Source organism: Bradyrhizobium betae (genome assembly GCF_004123905.1).
Taxonomy (GTDB): domain Bacteria; phylum Pseudomonadota; class Alphaproteobacteria; order Rhizobiales; family Xanthobacteraceae; genus Bradyrhizobium; species Bradyrhizobium betae_A.
The window spans coordinates 119,553-136,964 of sequence record NZ_MZXW01000050.1 but is presented as its reverse complement, the minus strand read 5'-3'; the positions used below and the strand labels follow the sequence as shown (position 1 = coordinate 136,964).

The following is a 17,412-nucleotide window of genomic DNA, read 5'->3' as shown; positions in this document are numbered from 1 at the left end:
CCTGACATCAGCGAGGTGACAGCTCCGTCCGTGTCGTTGACGGAAACAGTGCGAGACCATCGATCCACCGGCGCGCGGGCGTCTCGATGAAAAGATACGAGATGCAGGAGACCACAAGGATGCTCGCATAGCACACCAAGCCGATCACGAGCATCAGGCCGGAGCCCGCATGCAGCAGCTTGTCGCCGATCCCGTTCATCAGGACCGTGATCAGGATCGAATGCCACATATAGAGCGAGTATGTGAGCTGCCCGAGCGGTCCGATCCGCCTGACCGCCGCTCCGACCGAGCCCTGAACATCGGCCGCAATCGCTGATCCCGCGACAACATAGACAAGCGCGAGACTCACGATATCGGGCATTCCTGTCGTCATCGCAACCAATGCAATCGGCAGTGATGCGGCCAGGATGAGCCCAGGCCTCGGGATGCGGCGCAAGGCATCTCGCCAGCAGAACAACGATATCCCGATCAGGAACGATGGCAACGCTCTTGGAACGGTCGGGAGCAGCTCCCACGCCCCGCCTTCGATCCGATGGACCGCCGCGACAATGAGAAGCACAGCCAGAGTCGCGACAAGAAGGCCGGTTTTCGTCCGGTAGCCGACCCATGCAAGCAACGGGAACAGCAGGTACATGACCATTTCGGCGCCGATCGACCATGACACACCGTTGAACGATATGCCGTTACCGCAGCTGACGATCGCATGGAGAAAGACGGCTGTCTGCGCAATGCAGCGCGGATCGAATGAGGGGCTGCGATTGACCGTCAGCCCCAGCGCTGCTGCCGTGCCGATAATCACAATCGACACGGCCAGCGTCAGGAGATGAAGCGGCACCAGCCGCCCAACCCGTCGCTGCATGAAAATGCCGAAATCGGCGAGACTGCCGATCTTGCCGCAATACACGTAAGCAATCACAAAGCCGGAGATGACGAAGAACAGGTCGACGAACAGCGACAGGCCCCTCGTCTGCTCGTTCAGCGCCTCGCGATAGGCCTTGGGTACGAAAAATTCGAGCGAATGATACGCTACGATGCCTGCGGAGGCGACGAAGCGCAGGAAGTCCAGATTGAGCAGCTCGCCGGATGCCGGGCGCAGCCTGGAAAAGAGTTTCGCTCCGGGGACCCACATTTGCTGCTGCGCCTCAGCCCGCGGCCGCTGGGAGCATGAGATCTTCCTGCTCCCGTAGAAACGCTTCGTAGGCAAGCCGCAGGCCCTCGCGCAGCGACGTCCTGGCGCGCCAGCCGAGCTGCGACAGGCGGCTGACGTCGAGCAGCTTGCGCGGCGTGCCATCGGGACGGGTCGGATCGAGTTCGATCGCACCACCATATCCGACCGTGATCGCGACCTCGGCGGCAAACTCGGCAATGGTGATGTCTTCGCCGGTCCCGATATTGATCGGCTTGTCGCTCGAATAGCCCTTGATCAGGAAGACGCAGGCGTCGGCGAGGTCGTCGACATACAGAAACTCGCGCCTCGGGGTCCCCGTCCCCCACACGACGACGCTCTGCGCCCTTGCCAGCCTGGCCTCGTGGAATCGCCGTATCAGGGCGGCGACGACATGGCTGTGCTCCGGATGATAATTATCGCCGGGACCATACAGATTGGTCGGCATCACGCTGATGAAGTCGACGCCGTATTGCCGGCGATATCCCTCCGCCAACTTGATCCCCGCAATCTTTGCGATCGCATAGGGCTCGTTGGTCGGCTCCAGCGGTGCGGTGAGCAGCGCTTCCTCGGTGATCGGCTGTGCCGCCAGTCGCGGATAGATGCAGGACGATCCCAGGAACATCAGCTTCTCCGCCCGGTTGACATAGGCGGCATGCATGACGTTGGTCGCGATGACGAGATTGTCATAGATGAACTCGCCGCGCAGCGCATGGTTGGCGGCGATGCCGCCGACCTTCGCCGCGGCCATGAACACCACTTGCGGGCGATGGGCTGCGAACCATCGGTTGACGGCGGCCTGGTCACGCAGATCCAGCTCGGCACGTCCAGCGGTCAGCAGGCGGATATTCTCCCGGGCAAGCCGCCGCTGCAGCGCGCCGCCGACCATCCCACGATGCCCGGCGACAAAGACGCTCTTCCCGCCCAGTTCAAAGGGCATAGCTGGCAACGGCGGCCTCCATCTTGGCCATGGCCAGGTCGCTTGCAACCATCTCCTTCACGAGCTGGGCAAAGCTCGCCTTCGGCTTCCATCCGAGCTGCGCGCGCGCCTTGCTGGCATCGCCGATCAGCAAGTCAACCTCGGTCGGTCGGAAATAGGCGGGATCGACCCGCACGAGCGTCCGGCCCGATCGCCGATCGACGCCAGTCTCTTCCACCCCATCTCCCCTCCACTCGATCTTGCGATCGACTTCGGCGAAGGCCGCCTCGACGAATGTGCGGACTGAATGAGTTTCGCCGGTCGCCAGGACGAAATCGTCGGGCGTGTCGGCCTGCAAGATCATGTGCATTCCGACAACGTAGTCGCGCGCATGACCCCAGTCGCGTTTGGCGTCGAGATTTCCGAGATAGAGACATTGCTCGAGACCGGCTTCGATCCGTGAGACCGCGCGCGTTATCTTTCGGGACACGAAGGTCTCGCCGCGGATCGGGCTTTCGTGGTTGAACAGAATCCCGTTCGAGGCGAACATGCCATAGGCCTCGCGGTAGTTGACCGTGATCCAATAGCCGTAGAGCTTGGCCACGCCGTAGGGTGAGCGGGGATAGAACGGCGTGCTCTCCCGCTGCGGCACTTCCTGAACCAGCCCATAGAGCTCGGAGGTCGACGCCTGATAAAAGCGCGTCTCCCGCTCCATGCCGAGGATGCGGATCGCCTCGAGCAGCCGCAGGACGCCAATGGCATCGGAATTGGCGGTATATTCGGGCGTCTCGAAACTCACGGCGACATGGCTTTGCGCCGCGAGATTGTAGATTTCGGTCGGCCTGATCTGCTGAACCAGACGAATGAGCCCGGCCGAGTCGGTCATGTCGCCGTAGTGCATCAGGAAGGGCACCTGGCCCGAGTGAGGGTCCTGGTACAGATGATCGATCCGCGCCGTGTTGAAGGACGATGAGCGCCGCTTGATGCCGTGAACGGTGTAGCCGAGGCCGAGGAGATATTCAGCCAGATAGGCGCCGTCCTGCCCGGTGATGCCGGTCACGAGCGCAACGCGGCCGTTCGATACTCTATTCAACATTGAAGTCGGTCCTAAAACTGGAAGTAGATGAACTCTATCCGGCCCATCACACCGAAAAGCAGAACGTAGTAGCAGAGCCCAACGCCGACGGCGGTCGGCAGCCTGGGCATCTCCGCGAGCGCGACGAGCCGGTCCGGCCGATAGGCGATATGCCAGTCGACGATGAAGAGGACGCACAGCGACACGCACAGCGTCGCGAGCTCGAAGCTCGGCAGGCCCAACACCTTGAACGTGCCGTACGACAAGGGCCCAAAGCTGCCAAAACTCCGGAACATCGCAACAGCGTGCCCAAAGGTCGGTGCCCGGAAGATGATCTCGCCGATGGTGAAGATCGAAATTGCCCAGAAGCAGCCGAGCACGGTCGACAATTGGGGTCCCAGCCACTTCTCCGGCTGGATGTGTCTCGACACATAGCGCTCGACGAGCAGCCAGACGCCGTAATAGAAGCCCCAAACGATATAGGTCCATGCCGCACCGTGCCACAGGCCACTCGCCAGCCAGACGATCATGATGTTGCGCGCCGCCTTGACCTCGCCGTTCTTGCTGCCGCCAAGCGGAAAATACAGATAGTCGCGGAACCACGAGATCAGCGACATGTTCCAGCGCCGCCACAGCTCGCTGATGCTGGTCGAGAAGAACGGCTGACGGAAGTTGATCATCAGATCGAAGCCCATGATCCGGGCTACTCCGCGCGCGATATCGGAATATCCCGAAAAATCGCCATAGACCTGAAGGATGAAGGCCAGCGCAGCAATCAGATTATATGTGCCGGAATAGGCCTGCGGCTCGGCGAAGATCCCGTTGACGATCGGCGCCAAAGCGTCCGCGATGCACATCTTCTTGAACAGGCCATAGCCGATCAGCCAGAGACCGGGCGGAATGTTCTCGAATCTCAAGCTCTGCGCGCGATGGAATTGCGGCAGCATGTGCGGCGCGCGTTCGATCGGTCCCGCCACGAGCTGTGGAAAGAATGCGACATACTGGGCGTAAGCGATGAAGTTGCGCTCGGCCTCGATGCGACGATTGTAGACATCAAGCGTGTAGCCGATCGACTGGAAAGTGTAGAAGGAAATGCCGACCGGCAGGATGATGCCAAGTGCATAGTCCGGCAGATGGTGGCCCAACATGCCGGACAGGCCGATCACGTTGGAGATCAGGAAGTCGAGGTACTTGACTGTCCCGAGCACGCCGAGATTGATCGTCAGCGCCGTGATCATCGCGGCTTTGCGCCCCGCCTCGGTGCGCGCATGTGCCATTGCCAGCGCGGTCGTGTAGTCGACGATCGTCGTGAGCGCAAGCAACAGTGCGAAGGACGGCCGCCAGCCCATGTAGAAGATGTAGCTGCCGATGATCATGATGAACGGCTGGAAGCGCGTCGGTAGCGAGAAATACACCACCAGGAAGGTGGCGAAGAACGCGAAGAACTCGAAGGAATTGAACAGCATCAGTCAACCACTCCGGTGCTCTTCAGGAGCTTCGCGAGATCGGCCGTGTAGGCCAGCGCACCCTGCAGATTCATGTGGACGGGATCGGCAAAGAACGCAGGCGGATAGTTGAAATAGTCGGGTCCCATGATGCGGACGCGCGGGTGATCCGACAGGGTCGCCAGCCGGGCACCGTCCGCGGCCGGCGCGGGCGCAAACTCGCCGATCCGATGCGGCACCGGAATGAAGACGACCTCGAAGCCGTATTTCGTCGCAAGCTGCTCGAGGCGCGAACGCGCATAGGATCTTTCCGGGAACTTGCGCTGGTCGATGCGGTTCGGACGATCGGACGGAAGCGCGTAGTCGTCCGGCAGGCGATCATTGGCGTAGTGGCTCTGCGACTTGATGAAGTAGTAGCCACGCTCTTCGAGCATGTTGTCGCGCTGCTCGCCGACGTCGTGAACCGCCTCCGTGAGCCTGTTCCTGTTCATGAACAGGAACATGGCAGCGTCGCGCGGAAATGTGCGGAACGGCATCACGACCTTGGCGATCTCGAGATCGTTGCGCAGGAAATCCATGAATCCTTGCTTGTCGAGCTTCTTGTCCCAGGGCAGCGTCAGGAAGACATGCGTTGGAACGTTGCCGGCCTCCAGCGCAGCTTCCAACATGGGAAGAAACTGCTCTTCGCCGGGCAGGCCGAGATTGTAGGAGCGGAACTCGGCGCCGATCGCGGCATCAAGCTCGCGCGGCCGCACGGACGTGAGTGCCTTGCTGTGACCGAACACCATGACCCGATAGCGGTGCTCGGATTCGAACATGTGCCCCCGCACCAGGGTGTCGAACTTCGCATCCGCGATCACGACGGAGCCGGGACGCATGAACGGCAGCAAGGCGTAAGCCGCATAGAGCGACAGCCACACCGCCGCGAACAGCAGGACGAAGCCGGCGACCGGCTTCCACCATTGACCCGCATCGAATGCCGATAGCTGTCGCTCAACCGTCGGCAGCGCCGCGGATGACGATGGGGAGGTATAAGCCATAGCGACGCCTCATTCCTGAACTCATCGAAAGCAGGGAAGTCAGGTCAGATCTTCGGCGTCGACGCAGCCTCACCCATCCGGCAATTCCCTTGCCGGCGAACTCGAACAGGCCTGCTCGCGATTGCCGAGCACCGCAATGCGGCCTCGCCTTCCGCGTCAGGATCCACTGCGTGGGCAATCGGGCAGGATCGCGTATGCCTCAGCAAGCCGGGCGTATCGCATCACCAGCTCAAGCCCCCGACTGGATCGGCGGCCCGACACACCTTCGTCCAACCCCTTGAAATTTCAGCCCCGCCATCACTGTATTATAGTTGATGCGACGACTAACAGAGCATCATTACAGTTTCACGATATGCGCGCGGTCAGATTCGCCGCCCGACGTCCGGCCACGGATGGTTCTGTGAATTTCGCATCATTATTATGATATTGTCACACATCAAATGATATCACGCTGCGGCGCGACCAGCTCAGACCTGTGCTGCAGCGTCGACCTTGTAGTCTGCCTGCGGCGGGGCTGTCGCAGTCGATCCTACCAGGCAATGGGAAATGCCGCATGACGTTTCAGTCGGGTCCGCCACACGGACGCTGAACGGCTTCGCTTGGCCAAGTGGGGACGATCATGCGGATCTTGATGATTGGGATAAATTACGCTCCCGATCTTATCGGTGTCGCAAAATATAATACCGAGTTATGCGAGAGCTTGGCTGCGGCAGGTCATGACGTGCGCGTGGTGACCGCGCCCCCTTACTATCCTGATTGGAAGATACCCCCGGGATATCGTTCCGGATGGTATCGCCGTCAGGGCCTCAACGGCGTGACCGTCATTCGTGCCCCCATCTACGTGCCGGGCCGGCCGTCGGGAATAAAGCGACTGCTCCACCACGCATCATTCCTGCTATCGGCTGCAATTCCGGTCGTCTCGACCGCTCTGAGCTGGCGCCCTGACGTCGTGTTCGCGGTCGCACCGTCGTTGCTGTCCGCTCCGCTCGCGGCTATCGTCGCGAGGATGACCGGGGCTGTGTCCTGGCTCCATGTCCAGGATCTTGAACTGGATGCCGCGCTCGAGCTCGGTATGCTCGGAAAGACCGGCACGGCACGCAAGCTCATGCTCGGCGCGGAGCGGCTGATCCTGGGCATGTTCGATCGCGTTTCGACGATCTCGCCGCAAATGATGGACTGTCTGCAGCGCAAGGGAATCGCGCCGGAAAGGCTGGGCAAATTCCGTAACTGGATCGATACGAACGTCATCGTGCCTGGCTCGAGCCAGACGAGGCTTCGCGCGGATCTGCGCCTGAAACCGACCGATATCGTGGCTCTGTATTCGGGAGCGATGTCGAACAAGCAGGGGCTGGAGCTGATCATCGAAGCCGCCACCGCAACCGCCGGCAGCCATCCGTCATTGCAATTCGTTCTCTGCGGAAACGGTCCGGTGAAGCCGGCGCTGACCCGCATGGCGGAGGGCCTGAGCAACGTCCACTTCCTCGACCTCCAGCCCAGCGACCGCGTCTCGGAGCTGCTCAACACCGCGGATATTCATCTGTTGCCGCAAAAGGTTCAGGTGTCAGACCTGATGCTGCCCTCCAAGCTCGCAGGCATGTTGGCGTCCGGACGGCCGGTCGTTGCGATGGCAGCCCCCGGAACGGGCATCGCTTCGGAAACGGAGGGCGCCGGTCTCGTCGTCGCTCCCGGCGACGCGCAGGCGCTCGCATCCGCCATCGTTGCGCTAGCCGGCGACGAAGCCTTGCGGGCGCGCCTTGGCGCCGTCGCGCGCGCCCGTGCGCAACAGCGATGGGATCGCGCGTCAATCGTGAGCTCGCTCGAGCGCGAATTCCTCGCGTTTTCGCGAACATCGACCGTTGGAGGCTCTCGCCCTGCCCAGCCTGCGATGCCGGTTCGTTCGATCGAACAGGTGACGACCGGGAGCCGCCGCAGGCCCGAGTTCGTCAATCGGATCACCGCAGGTCGCGCGCGTCGCACGGCCGGCGTCAGCTTGAGCAAAGAGTAACGTTGCGGATGATATGGGATCGTGCCGCGGTCTACTGTCACATCTTCCGGATATAGAACCGCTCGCGGAGAGCGGAATTGTCCGGCGTCTTCCTGCCCGGCCGACGCGGCAGTAAAGAGGTATCCATGACGGAAGCAGCGACATATAACGCCGGTTTCTACCAGGACCTGCAGGACACCTCCTACGCGTCGGCCGTCAGGGTTCTTTCCGTCGTATTCGACGTCCTCGAGCTCAAATCCGTGGTCGATTTCGGCTGCGGAACGGGCGCCTGGCTGCGCGCGGCGAAGGAGCTCGGAGATGTCAGGGCACTGGGCATCGATGGCGACTGGGTCAAACCCGAGATGCTGGTGTGCCCAGGCATGGAGTTCAGGCCCATGGAGCTCGAGCAACCCATTCTGCTGTCCGAGACCTTCGATCTGGCGATGTCATGTGAGGTCGGAGAGCATCTGTCCGAGGCGCGAGCAGACGGATTTGTCGCCGATCTCTGCGCTGCCGCGCCGCGGGTGCTGTTCGGAGCGGCCATCCCCGAACAAGGCGGCTCGTCTCACATCAACGAGCAATGGCAAAGCTATTGGGCGAAGAAATTCATGGCCAATGGCTTCACGCCAATCGACGTCGTTCGCCCCCAGGTGGCCGAACACGACGATGTGCTGGGTTGGTACAAGAACAACCTCCTCCTGTACGTCAGGAACGCCGAGGCCGCCGAGCTTTACGGCAAGCTTCTGCACGAGAACAAGTACAAGCTGTTCGTGACTGACCTGGTTGTCCCGGACATGTATCAATCTCCGGGACTTCGAAAGAGCATCGCGGTCGCCGGCGAGATTCCCCGCAAAGTGCTCCATTCCGTGAAGTGGCGGCTGAAGATCCGCCGGATGTAACTGGACGACCGCTGCCGCGTGGTGGTCACTTCGGCGTCCAACCGGCGGCGCCCGCCCCGCTCTCCTTGACGTAGAGCGTCGATCCGGCACCGCCGTCCGTCCGGGAGAAGAGCGATCCGACCGGCGCGACCACGTGGCCCTCCGGCGCCCCAGTTCCCGAGACCCAGAATGGCCCGGTTGCGCCGCCGATGCGAACGCCACCCGGGACAGTGGGATAACTGCTCTCCGGATTCCCGTTAAATTGAGGCTTCGTCAGCCACGGATGTCCATCCGTATCCTTGAAGATGACCTCCAGCAAAGCTGAAAGCTCGATGCTGGACGAAAATGGCGTCTTACCAATGAACGTCGGCACGACACTCGCGTGAGCTCCTGCACCCGTGATCGGCGTCACGTTGTCATCGGCGACAGGTGGTGGCGAGTCATATAGACCCGGTACCGTGACCGATACCGCCGTCACATCTCCGGCGGCGCCGACCCTGGCGACTCTGAGTTGCGCCGGCGCGCCGCCTGAATGCACGGTGCCGCCGACCACCGCCAACAGATCATTGAGCTGGTAGCCGGAGCCACCTTTCAAAACCGTCGCACCCGTCATCGCAAGCGGCGTCAGCGAAGCCGATAGGATGAGGCGTGCGCCATATCCGGGCGTTTCGGCCTTGATGCCAAGTTCGGCGTCGTGGGTCGTTGCCGCTATCGCAGGCGCTTGATCTTCGGTGAATCCATCATAACGCGCCGACAACACGCCCGAGGGCAATCCGCCACCGACGTGAAGAGCGCCCGGGCGCATCAACGATGCGTTGGTCAAGTCGGGATTGACGGCCTTCTTGCGGGCCCAGACAGAGCCATATTTGAGACTGTTATCGAACAATTGGACGAACATGAACGGCCCGATCACGGCAGCCATGTTGGGCTCGTCGATGCTGCTGTAACCAACTAACGTGCCGGCGGAATCGAACAGGAAGCCTTGCGCGCGGGGTGGATCGATGAACACCCTGTAGGTATAGATTTCGTTCGGTGAAAGAAGGTAAAGGTTGCTGATATTCCAGGCCGGAATGTTCGAGGCAACGCCGTTCTTCCAGAACGTAAAGCCGAATTGAGTTGGCCCAACCTGGAAATGAAAGTTGTTTTGCGAGAAGCCGCCGAGGGCGGGATAGCATGACAACGTCGGCGTCGGCGCCACCGAGTCGTATTGGAACGTGCAGCCGATCTCGCCCGGAATCTCGCTGAGCGCCATCTGCGCGTAGGCGGTATCAAGACCGCCTCCAGGTCCGAAATAGAGATACCCATTCCCCGACAGGGAACGATCCGGATTTCCGGCGACGCTCCACGTGCCGGAGCCGATGACAGGTGGCTTTCCGTTCAAAATCGAAGGCGTGCCGGGAAAGTTGTCGAACACCAGGAAATCGGCAGTGTCGCAGAACGGAGACGTCGGAGGGAGATGCAGTTGCAGCACATGAGGCTCCATTCGTAGCTCTGGCGCGATTTGATCGAAGGTTCCGCGTGCTTGTCTTTACGCGATCTCCTCGACGATCTCGTGACTGCTAGGATTGCTCCGCGCTAACCTCGCGACTTGAAGGCGTAACCCGCAACGCGGCGTAAACGCCGAGTTGCGCGTTGGCATGCGCCGAGAAGGAATAGCGTTTCGCGAGCGTCAACGCGTTCTCTTGCATCTCGCAATATTGAGCCAATGCCAGCTTCGAGCATCCGGCAAATGCGCCGGCCAGCGATTCCACATCGCCCTCGACCACGAAGCCCGCCCGCATCTCGCGCACGTCGTCCGCGATGCCGACGCGTTCGCTCACGATCACCGGTATTCCGCGGATCAACGCTTCCGCCGCGGCCATGCCAAAGCACTCGTATTCGGAAGCAAGGACGAGAACATCAATGCTTCGAAAAAACTCCTCCCTGCGGCTCTTTTGCACGAAGCCAAGCCACTTCACGCGGTCCTCGGATCTCGACAGCGCGCGGACGGACTCCTCGTATTCCCTGGGTCCGCTTCCCGCGACCAACAGTTCGACATCTGCGGTCCGAACGGCCGCGGACACGATGGTCTCGAGCTTCTTCTTGAAATGAAACCGGCCGAGATAGCCCAGCTGTCTCCGGCTGGCCGACGCAAATGCGTCGCGGATCGCGACAGGTCTTGCACCCTCGGTGTCGTCGAACACGGGATGCTGAACGACGACGGCGTTGGGATGCCAAAGTGAATCCCGCTGCTCGAGCGTGGACGAATACACGATGCTGTCGATCACCGCACGATAGTACAATCTCAGCAATCGCTTGATCGCGAGGCGGAATGTCGATCTCGTCCGCTGCAGCTCCTCATAGGTAAGCGTCTCGTGCGGTGTGACGACCGTCGCGCGACCCGTCACCTTGGCGATCGAGATCGCGAGAACGCACAGCGGATCCCAGCAGCCGTCAACATGCACGATGTCGAATGACATGATCGAGCGGCCGAGGAACAGGACGGCCTCGGACACGTTCCGGAACGCATGCACCTTGACGCCGCGCTCGACCATGCGCTCGTATTCGGGAAATTTGCTGATGTCCTTGCCCGGCGTCAGCAGCGTCAGGCATTCAATCTCCGCTCCCGCGGCAGCAACGGATATCACTGCCGCGCTGAATACGCTGACGGGACCACCGGCCTCCGGATTGAGAGTTGAGACGATCCTGAGAATTCTCATCGGGATGTTACTGTGTCGGCGCTACCGGCGCCGGCACGGCCTTGGCGTTCGCTCTGACAAACAGAAAATCGGCCTGGATGGGGCCGACCTCCGGCTCGACCGAGGGATTGAATACGCCACGCAGCGCAAACCCGTGCTCTGCCAGGAAGCCGATGATCTCGCCGGCCAGAGGTTGATGCTCGTACAGGCTTACAAAGGAGGCTTCGGTGTAGATCGCGTCGACGAAAGGCAGCACGTCGGCCGCTCCTTTCAGAACGTCCAGCTCGCCGCCCTGAACGTCGAGCTTCATCAGAACGGGGCCGGCCAGGGTTCTGACGTCAACGGCGTCGTTCAAACGCACCACCGGGACAGTCTGTGACGATGCCACCGTAACTCCGGCGACACGTTCATGATCCTTGCTCGGCTTGAAGAGCGAGGACGAGTCGGGCCGCGACGCGACGTAGAAGCTGGCCGTTGCCGGCTCCGCGCCGAGCGCCACCGCGTAATGCTTGACCGGCCCGGCGACGACCGACTTGAAGATCTCGAATTCGGTTTCGAGCGGCTCGAAGGCGTGAATTTCAGCGTCGGGGAATCGCGACCTGACCATGAGGGAAAACTGTCCCTTGTTGGCTCCGACGTCGATCACGCTGCGGACATCAATGCATGCGAGCGCCTCGCTATGCTCGATGCCCGGCATGACGCCCTTCGCAAGCGCCGGCCAGAAATCGGGCGTGGACGCCGCACGCAAATATTTGCCGAGGTGGAAGTGTTTGACGCGGTTAAAAATGTTACGCCCCTATCATATCGTAATCATTGGTAACGCGCTGGCATGTCGTTCGGGTGACATGGCCGATGTCTGTGCGGAACGGACCACGAACCTCCCGATGCATCACGTGGCAGCGCGTTCGAGCCGCGATCCCCTGAGCCGACCGAAGCGCGATATATCGATATGCATCAGCGCAAATCCCAGGATGTGGGACACCAATTCTCCGGCCAGAATGGCATAAAGACCAAGAGGCACGATGAGGAGATAACTCGCGGCAATCCCGGCCGCGGCGCCTATGGCTGTTATTCGCGCCACCGCGGCGTAGGCGCCGAGCGCGATCATTCCCTGAGCCATCATGGCCGAGATCGCGGTGGTCAATATCGTGGGAGAGAACATCAGAAGCGCGTGGGCCGCAGCGGCGAAGCGGCTCTGCGGCACGATGTAAGACAGCAAGGAGACAGTGATAGCGCCGACCGTGAAGGCGATGGCGCAGAACAGCGTCGTCTTCTGGGCTTCGGCGATGGTTCGGAAGCTATGCTCCGCGGTTCGGGAGACCTTCTGAACCAGGCCGGGAAAATCGACGCGGACCACCGTCATGACGATCATCGTCACCGCGTTGACGATCTGCTTGACGTAAGTCAGCACGGCAGTTGCCTCGGGGCCGAGATAGACCGCGCTCAAAGTGAGCTGAACACGCCAACCGATCTGCCCCGGCACCAGCTGGAACATCATAGCCGCACCGTTCTTGAACGCCAGAACAAGGCCTGCCGCCGTCGTTTTCCTGATCCGGGGCGTCCAACCGAGGCGGCTCAGGATCGTCCACTGCGCCAGCACGGCCAGGACATAACCGCCGGAAAAGGCGCCTCCCAGGATCATGCCGGCCATCTCCGGCGACGCGTTCGGCGCGAGAGCGAGAGCAACCGCGGACGCGACGTAGGCGAGCGAGCCGGTCATTCCGCCGATGCCCGACAATTTCAGCCCATCGAGCAAGCCGGTCGCGTTGCCGGTCCAGACCAACAACCCGGGCAGGATGCACAGCAGGTAGGATCGGGAAAATCCGTCGGCGGTCAACGTCGCGACATAGACGGCAGCTGCACAGCCCAACAGCATCACGACCGACAGCCTGAACACGACGATCTCGCAAAACGACTGCCAGAACTCGTCGGACGAATCCTGACTGCCCGACAAGCGCGCGACGTCACGGGCGAGGATCGTGCTCGTACCGCCGTCGGTCAGAATGATGCCGAAGATTGCAAAGGAATAGTGGGTGCCGAACCAGGAGAGCAACTCGAACCGCCCGTTCGCCAGCAGCCAGGTCTGAACGGCGAAGATCGCGCCCTGACCGACCGCCATGGCGGCAATCAGCAGTCCCAGATTCATGATATGCGGCAAATGAGGACTGACGCGACGGCCTGGCGCGGTATCCGCAGCAGGGCGCGGCGGCACAGCCGCAATCTGCCCGGCCTCCGACCCTCCGGTTGATCTGACTTCCTGCACCTGCACCAATTCTGATCTGACGCCGCCAGCCGACTGAGCTATCGCAGGAAGATCATCAACGGATGACAGGCGTGATTGTCTCGTTATATCAGAGTCACATTCATTGATATTACACTGTGATTTGTCACAGTTCTGTTCAAATGCGCCCCTAGAAAGGCGTGGTTGGACGGACGGCGATGCGTGACGACGGACAAATTCTGGATCGAGCGCTGTCCTTGCACAACAAAGGGGACATCGCGGGCGCCGCAAAACTCTACCGCCGTGTCATCAAGGCCAATCCCGGACATCTCCAGGCGCTGCATTTCCTTGGTGTTGCCGAGGCCGCAGCCGGGAACATCGACAGTGCCAGATCGCTCATGAGGCGATCGCTTCAGTCGAGCACGGTGAATGTCCAGTTCATCGAGAATTATGCCGCCATCCTTCACCGCGCCGGCGAGCATGAAGAGTTGATCGGACTGTGCCAGCGGGGCCTTCAGTCCGCACCGACCAGCGTGATCCTGCTGCACGCCAGCGCAGCCGTGTTGCTCGCGCAGGGTCGCTATCCCGACGCCATCGCGCGACTGAAGTTGCTCGTCGCGCATCATCCCGCGCATGTCCCCGCCTACGTCATGCTGGGGTCAGCCCATGCCAAGTCGGCCCAACATGATGCAGCCCTCGGCTTCTACGACCACGCCTTGCGGCTCAATCCGCAGCTCGCCGAGGCGCATCTCGATAAGGGCACCATCCATTTCAACGAGCGCCGTTTCCAGGATGCGCTTGCGGCCTATGACGACGCGCTGAAAGTGCGGCCGGACCTGGCCGAAGCATGGCTTGGCCGCTGCCTCACGCTGACCCAGTCGGGTCGGCACGACGAGGCGCTGGCAGCCGCAGACGGCGCCTTGAGGCTTCGCCCCGGCTTTGCGGAAGCCTGGGTCGGCCGCGGCAATGCCCTGCTCGATTGCGATCGTCCGGATGAGGCCGCTTCTGCCTACGATCGTGCGCTCGCGATCCAGCCAAAGCTGGCTGCGGCCTGGTCGGGGCGCGGCAACGTCCTGCTTCGTTCCGGACATCATCTCGACGCGGACGCCGCCTTCACCCGAGCCCTCGCTGAAGATTCGGGCTTCGCCGATGCGTGGATCGGGCACGGCAAGGCCTTGCTGGCACTCGGTCAACATGAGAGCGCCCTGGCGGCGCTCGACAGGGCACTGGCCCGGAACCCGAGACTCCCGCAGGCATGGCTCGCGCGCGGCCAGGTCGCCTATCTCCTGAAGCGCTACGACGACGCGCTCACGGCCTGGGAAAAGACGCTTGCGCTCAGTCCGGATCAACCGGGCGTGGCGGCCGCGTGCCTGCGCATCCGTCAACATCTCTGCGATTGGATGGGCTTCGAGACGGCGTGCGAAGCGGCGAGATCGTCGGTCCGGAGCGGCAAGACGATCGCGCCGTTCATGTTCATCGCCATTCCGTCCACGCCAGCCGAGCAGATGCAATGCGCGCAGGCCTGGATCGAGAGCAACTTCCGATCGGCCGGCGCGCCCGTCCGCCACAGCGAGCGCCGTGATCGCGACCGCATCCACATCGCCTATCTCTCCGCGGACTTCCATCAGCATGCGACCGCGCAGTTGACGGCCGGCCTGTTCGAGCACCACGACAGGTCGCGGTTCGAGGTCACCGCCATCTCGGTCGGCCCGAACGATCATTCCGATATGCGGCGGCGGATCGAGGCGGCCTTCGAGCGTTTCGTCGAAGCAAAACCACTCGGCGAAAACCAGATTGCGGACATGATCGGGGATCTCGAGGTCGACATCCTGGTCGACCTGAAGGGATACACCCAGGACGCCAGAACCGGCATCCTCGCCAAACGTGCTGCGCCGATCCAGGTCAACTATCTCGGCTTTCCCGGTACCCTCGGCGCCGGCTTCGTCGACTATATCATCGCCGATCGAATCGTCATTCCGGAGCATGAAGTCGACTGCTACGCGGAGAAGGTCGCCTGGCTTCCCGACAGCTACCAGCCGAACGATCGCAACAGGCCGATCGCTGACACGGCTCTGGTTCGGTCGGAGCACGGGCTCCCTGAGGCGGCGTTTGTCTTCTGCTGCTTCAATGACAATTACAAGATCACGCCGATCATGTTCTCATGCTGGATGCGTATCCTGCTGGCGGTGGAGCACAGCGTGCTGTGGCTGTTCGAGGACAATCCGGCGGCTGCGAACAATCTTCGACGAGAAGCTGCAACCGCGGGCGTAGCGGCGGAACGTCTGGTTTTCGCCCGCCGCCTTCCCAACGCCGAGCATCTGGCGCGGCATCGTTGCGCCGACCTTTTCCTCGACACGCTTCCCTATGGTGCGCACACCACCGCGAGCGACGCGCTGTGGAGCGGCCTCCCCGTGATGACGTGCCTCGGCGACACCTTTGCGAGCCGCGTCGGAGCGAGCCTGCTGCAGGCCATTCAATTACCGGAGCTGATCGTGACCACGATGGCGGACTACGAGCGGCTGGCTGTCGCACTGGCTCACGATCCAGCCAGGCTCGCCGGCCTGAGGCAGACGCTCGCGCGCCATCGGCTGACGACGCCGCTGTTCGATACGGCCCGCTTCACCAATCATATCGAAGCAGCCTATGCCGAGATGATGGATCGTCATCGGGCCGGACTGGCACCCGGCCATATCCGCGTTGCCGCGGCGGCAGCATCGGCGGGCGCGACCGCTCAGAAGGCGGCAGAGCCGGAGACATCCGCATGAACAGATCTTTCGCCCACAGCTCCGGAATGGCGGCATCGGTCGCATTCTGGGCATGGTGCGCGCTTTTGAGCTATCCACTGCTCGGCGAGAACGTCAATTTCGCCGAGGCCGCGGCTGCCTATACGACCAGCGCCACCCAGATCGTCTATCAAGTGATCGGATTGGCCGCGTTCCTCTCGACGATGTGCCTGGCCTTTCACTCCCGGTTCCTCCCGACCATCGGCCGCATGAACACCCCGCAGCTCGCCATCCTTGCTGTTGTCTTTCTCTCCTTCGGTCTTCAGCTCCACGACGGCGAGTTGGCCACGCTGACCGGAATCTTCTACACTGCCCTGCTCCTGGTCACGCTATTGACGCTATCCGTTCTCTGGACGCTCGACCCTGCCGATTTCGAAAGATGCATGGGTGTCGCGTCCGTGATCCTGTGCTCGTTCGGCATTTTGGCAATCGCAATCCTGGGATGGCCGAAAGACCGCACGGTCGGCGCCATCCAGCCAAATCTGTTTGCTGCGCCTTTGCTTGCGGCATTCATCTTCTCGCAGTTTCGGCCGGGCGCCCTTGGCCTTGTCGTACGGATCCTGTGCCTGGCCATGATCGCATTGGTAAGTTCTCGATTTGCCCTGATCGGGTGCATGACAGCTCTCGTCCTGCATAAGATGACGTTCGATCCCCTGAGCCCGAGGAAACTCGCGGCACTGATCATCGCCATCCTTGCCGGCATCCTGCTCTGGCCGCAGATCGTCGAAATCCTGGCGCTCGACGATTCCGGCCGGGGTCTTTCGTCGGGCTTCTCCGGCCGAGACGAACGCTGGAACCTTGCGATGGCCGCGATTGCCGACAACCCGGTCGGCATCGGTTTCAAACGGGCACTGGGGGACGAGGCGGGCCATAATGGCTATCTGAAACTCCTGCTCGAATTCGGCGTCACCGGCGGCGGGTTGATCATCTTCTTTCTCGCATGCAGCCTTGCCGCAGCCGGGATCGAAGCGAGCATCGCCGCAAGCAAGACTGCACAGCAGCGCCGGTTTGATTGCGCCCGGTTCGGCGGACTGGCAGGCCTGTCGTTCGGCGCGTTCTTCCAGCCGCAGCTCCTCAGCCTCGGCGACACGTTCGCGATGGCGTTACTGCTGCTGTTGTTCAGGCCCAGATCGACACCGCAATCCACTCCCGCGCCGGCCGCAGGCGTGGCGCCGAGGCCGATCAGCGGCGGCTATCTTCGCAGCTGACGCTCCCGATCTCGCC

Annotated in this window: 13 protein-coding genes; 4 read left to right on the top strand and 9 right to left on the bottom strand. The window is 61.8% G+C overall.

The features are described from left to right. Nucleotides 1-7: 7 nt before the first annotated feature. The 5 genes from B5V03_RS33245 to B5V03_RS33225 are packed head-to-tail and all read right to left on the bottom strand — an operon-like array spanning nucleotide 8 to nucleotide 5,644. Nucleotides 8-1,129: an acyltransferase family protein gene (locus tag B5V03_RS33245; RefSeq protein ID WP_129274608.1), complete on the bottom strand. Its 1,122-nt coding sequence runs from the start codon at nucleotides 1,127-1,129 to the stop codon at nucleotides 8-10. A gap of 13 nt (nucleotides 1,130-1,142) precedes the next feature. After that, nucleotides 1,143-2,105: a GDP-L-fucose synthase family protein gene (locus tag B5V03_RS33240; protein ID WP_129274607.1), complete on the bottom strand. Its 963-nt coding sequence runs from the start codon at nucleotides 2,103-2,105 to the stop codon at nucleotides 1,143-1,145. Next, nucleotides 2,095-3,180: a GDP-mannose 4,6-dehydratase gene (gene gmd / locus B5V03_RS33235; RefSeq protein WP_129274606.1), complete on the bottom strand. Its 1,086-nt coding sequence runs from the start codon at nucleotides 3,178-3,180 to the stop codon at nucleotides 2,095-2,097. The genes B5V03_RS33240 and gmd overlap by 11 nt, the downstream gene beginning before the upstream one ends. An 11-nt stretch (nucleotides 3,181-3,191) precedes the next feature. Continuing rightward, nucleotides 3,192-4,625 (bottom strand): MBOAT family O-acyltransferase, encoded by a 1,434-nt coding sequence (locus B5V03_RS33230; protein ID WP_129274605.1) that lies wholly within the window; start codon nucleotides 4,623-4,625, stop codon nucleotides 3,192-3,194. Then, on the bottom strand, nucleotides 4,625-5,644 hold the full coding sequence (locus B5V03_RS33225) for a hypothetical protein (RefSeq protein WP_129274604.1): 1,020 nt from the start codon (nucleotides 5,642-5,644) through the stop codon (nucleotides 4,625-4,627). The genes B5V03_RS33230 and B5V03_RS33225 overlap by 1 nt, the downstream gene beginning before the upstream one ends. Nucleotides 5,645-6,263: 619 nt before the next feature. Between B5V03_RS33225 and B5V03_RS33220 the strand changes: the two genes are divergently transcribed. Then, entirely contained in the window at nucleotides 6,264-7,649 is a 1,386-nt protein-coding gene (locus B5V03_RS33220; RefSeq protein WP_129274603.1) for a glycosyltransferase WbuB, read from the top strand. Nucleotides 7,650-7,726: 77 nt separating this feature from the next. After that, on the top strand, nucleotides 7,727-8,527 hold the full coding sequence (locus B5V03_RS33215) for a class I SAM-dependent methyltransferase (RefSeq protein ID WP_129274602.1): 801 nt from the start codon (nucleotides 7,727-7,729) through the stop codon (nucleotides 8,525-8,527). A gap of 25 nt (nucleotides 8,528-8,552) precedes the next feature. Here B5V03_RS33215 and B5V03_RS33210 read toward each other — a convergent pair whose 3' ends face one another. The 4 genes from B5V03_RS33210 to B5V03_RS33195 all read right to left on the bottom strand — a co-directional run bounded on the left by B5V03_RS33210 (nucleotide 8,553) and on the right by B5V03_RS33195 (nucleotide 13,330). Beyond that, nucleotides 8,553-9,977, bottom strand: coding sequence for a hypothetical protein (locus B5V03_RS33210; RefSeq protein WP_129274601.1), 1,425 nt, complete (start codon nucleotides 9,975-9,977; stop codon nucleotides 8,553-8,555). Between the two features lie 88 nt (nucleotides 9,978-10,065). Beyond that, nucleotides 10,066-11,205 carry a glycosyltransferase gene (locus B5V03_RS33205; RefSeq protein WP_129274600.1) on the bottom strand — a complete coding sequence of 380 codons (1,140 nt, stop codon included), beginning with the start codon at nucleotides 11,203-11,205 and terminating at the stop codon, nucleotides 10,066-10,068. Between the two features lie 7 nt (nucleotides 11,206-11,212). Further along, nucleotides 11,213-11,881 carry an FkbM family methyltransferase gene (locus B5V03_RS33200; RefSeq protein ID WP_129274599.1) on the bottom strand — a complete coding sequence of 223 codons (669 nt, stop codon included), beginning with the start codon at nucleotides 11,879-11,881 and terminating at the stop codon, nucleotides 11,213-11,215. A 192-nt stretch (nucleotides 11,882-12,073) separates the two neighbouring features. Next, nucleotides 12,074-13,330, bottom strand: a complete 1,257-nt coding sequence (locus B5V03_RS33195; protein WP_129274598.1) for a lipid II flippase MurJ — start codon at nucleotides 13,328-13,330, stop codon at nucleotides 12,074-12,076. A gap of 293 nt (nucleotides 13,331-13,623) precedes the next feature. Between B5V03_RS33195 and B5V03_RS33190 the strand changes: the two genes are divergently transcribed. Together B5V03_RS33190 and B5V03_RS33185 are read left to right on the top strand one after the other, a co-directional pair. Further along, nucleotides 13,624-16,170, top strand: a complete 2,547-nt coding sequence (locus B5V03_RS33190; protein ID WP_129274597.1) for a tetratricopeptide repeat protein — start codon at nucleotides 13,624-13,626, stop codon at nucleotides 16,168-16,170. After that, nucleotides 16,167-17,396: a hypothetical protein gene (locus B5V03_RS33185; RefSeq protein ID WP_129274596.1), complete on the top strand. Its 1,230-nt coding sequence runs from the start codon at nucleotides 16,167-16,169 to the stop codon at nucleotides 17,394-17,396. Before B5V03_RS33190 ends, B5V03_RS33185 begins: the two co-directional genes overlap by 4 nt. Nucleotides 17,397-17,412: the final 16 nt, after the last annotated feature.

Excerpts from the sequence above, each read along its gene's own strand:
- B5V03_RS33245 (WP_129274608.1), bottom strand. The coding sequence starts at position 1,129 with ATGTGGGTCCCCGGAGCGAAACTCTTTTCCAGGCTGCGCCCGGCATCC.
- B5V03_RS33240 (WP_129274607.1), bottom strand. The coding sequence starts at position 2,105 with ATGCCCTTTGAACTGGGCGGGAAGAGCGTCTTTGTCGCCGGGCATCGT.
- gmd (WP_129274606.1), bottom strand. The coding sequence starts at position 3,180 with ATGTTGAATAGAGTATCGAACGGCCGCGTTGCGCTCGTGACCGGCATC.
- B5V03_RS33230 (WP_129274605.1), bottom strand. The coding sequence starts at position 4,625 with ATGCTGTTCAATTCCTTCGAGTTCTTCGCGTTCTTCGCCACCTTCCTG.
- B5V03_RS33225 (WP_129274604.1), bottom strand. The coding sequence starts at position 5,644 with ATGGCTTATACCTCCCCATCGTCATCCGCGGCGCTGCCGACGGTTGAG.
- B5V03_RS33220 (WP_129274603.1), top strand. The coding sequence starts at position 6,264 with ATGCGGATCTTGATGATTGGGATAAATTACGCTCCCGATCTTATCGGT.
- B5V03_RS33205 (WP_129274600.1), bottom strand. The coding sequence starts at position 11,205 with ATGAGAATTCTCAGGATCGTCTCAACTCTCAATCCGGAGGCCGGTGGT.
- B5V03_RS33200 (WP_129274599.1), bottom strand. The coding sequence starts at position 11,881 with ATGCCGGGCATCGAGCATAGCGAGGCGCTCGCATGCATTGATGTCCGC.
- B5V03_RS33195 (WP_129274598.1), bottom strand. The coding sequence starts at position 13,330 with ATGAATCTGGGACTGCTGATTGCCGCCATGGCGGTCGGTCAGGGCGCG.
- B5V03_RS33190 (WP_129274597.1), top strand. The coding sequence starts at position 13,624 with ATGCGTGACGACGGACAAATTCTGGATCGAGCGCTGTCCTTGCACAAC.
- B5V03_RS33185 (WP_129274596.1), top strand. The coding sequence starts at position 16,167 with ATGAACAGATCTTTCGCCCACAGCTCCGGAATGGCGGCATCGGTCGCA.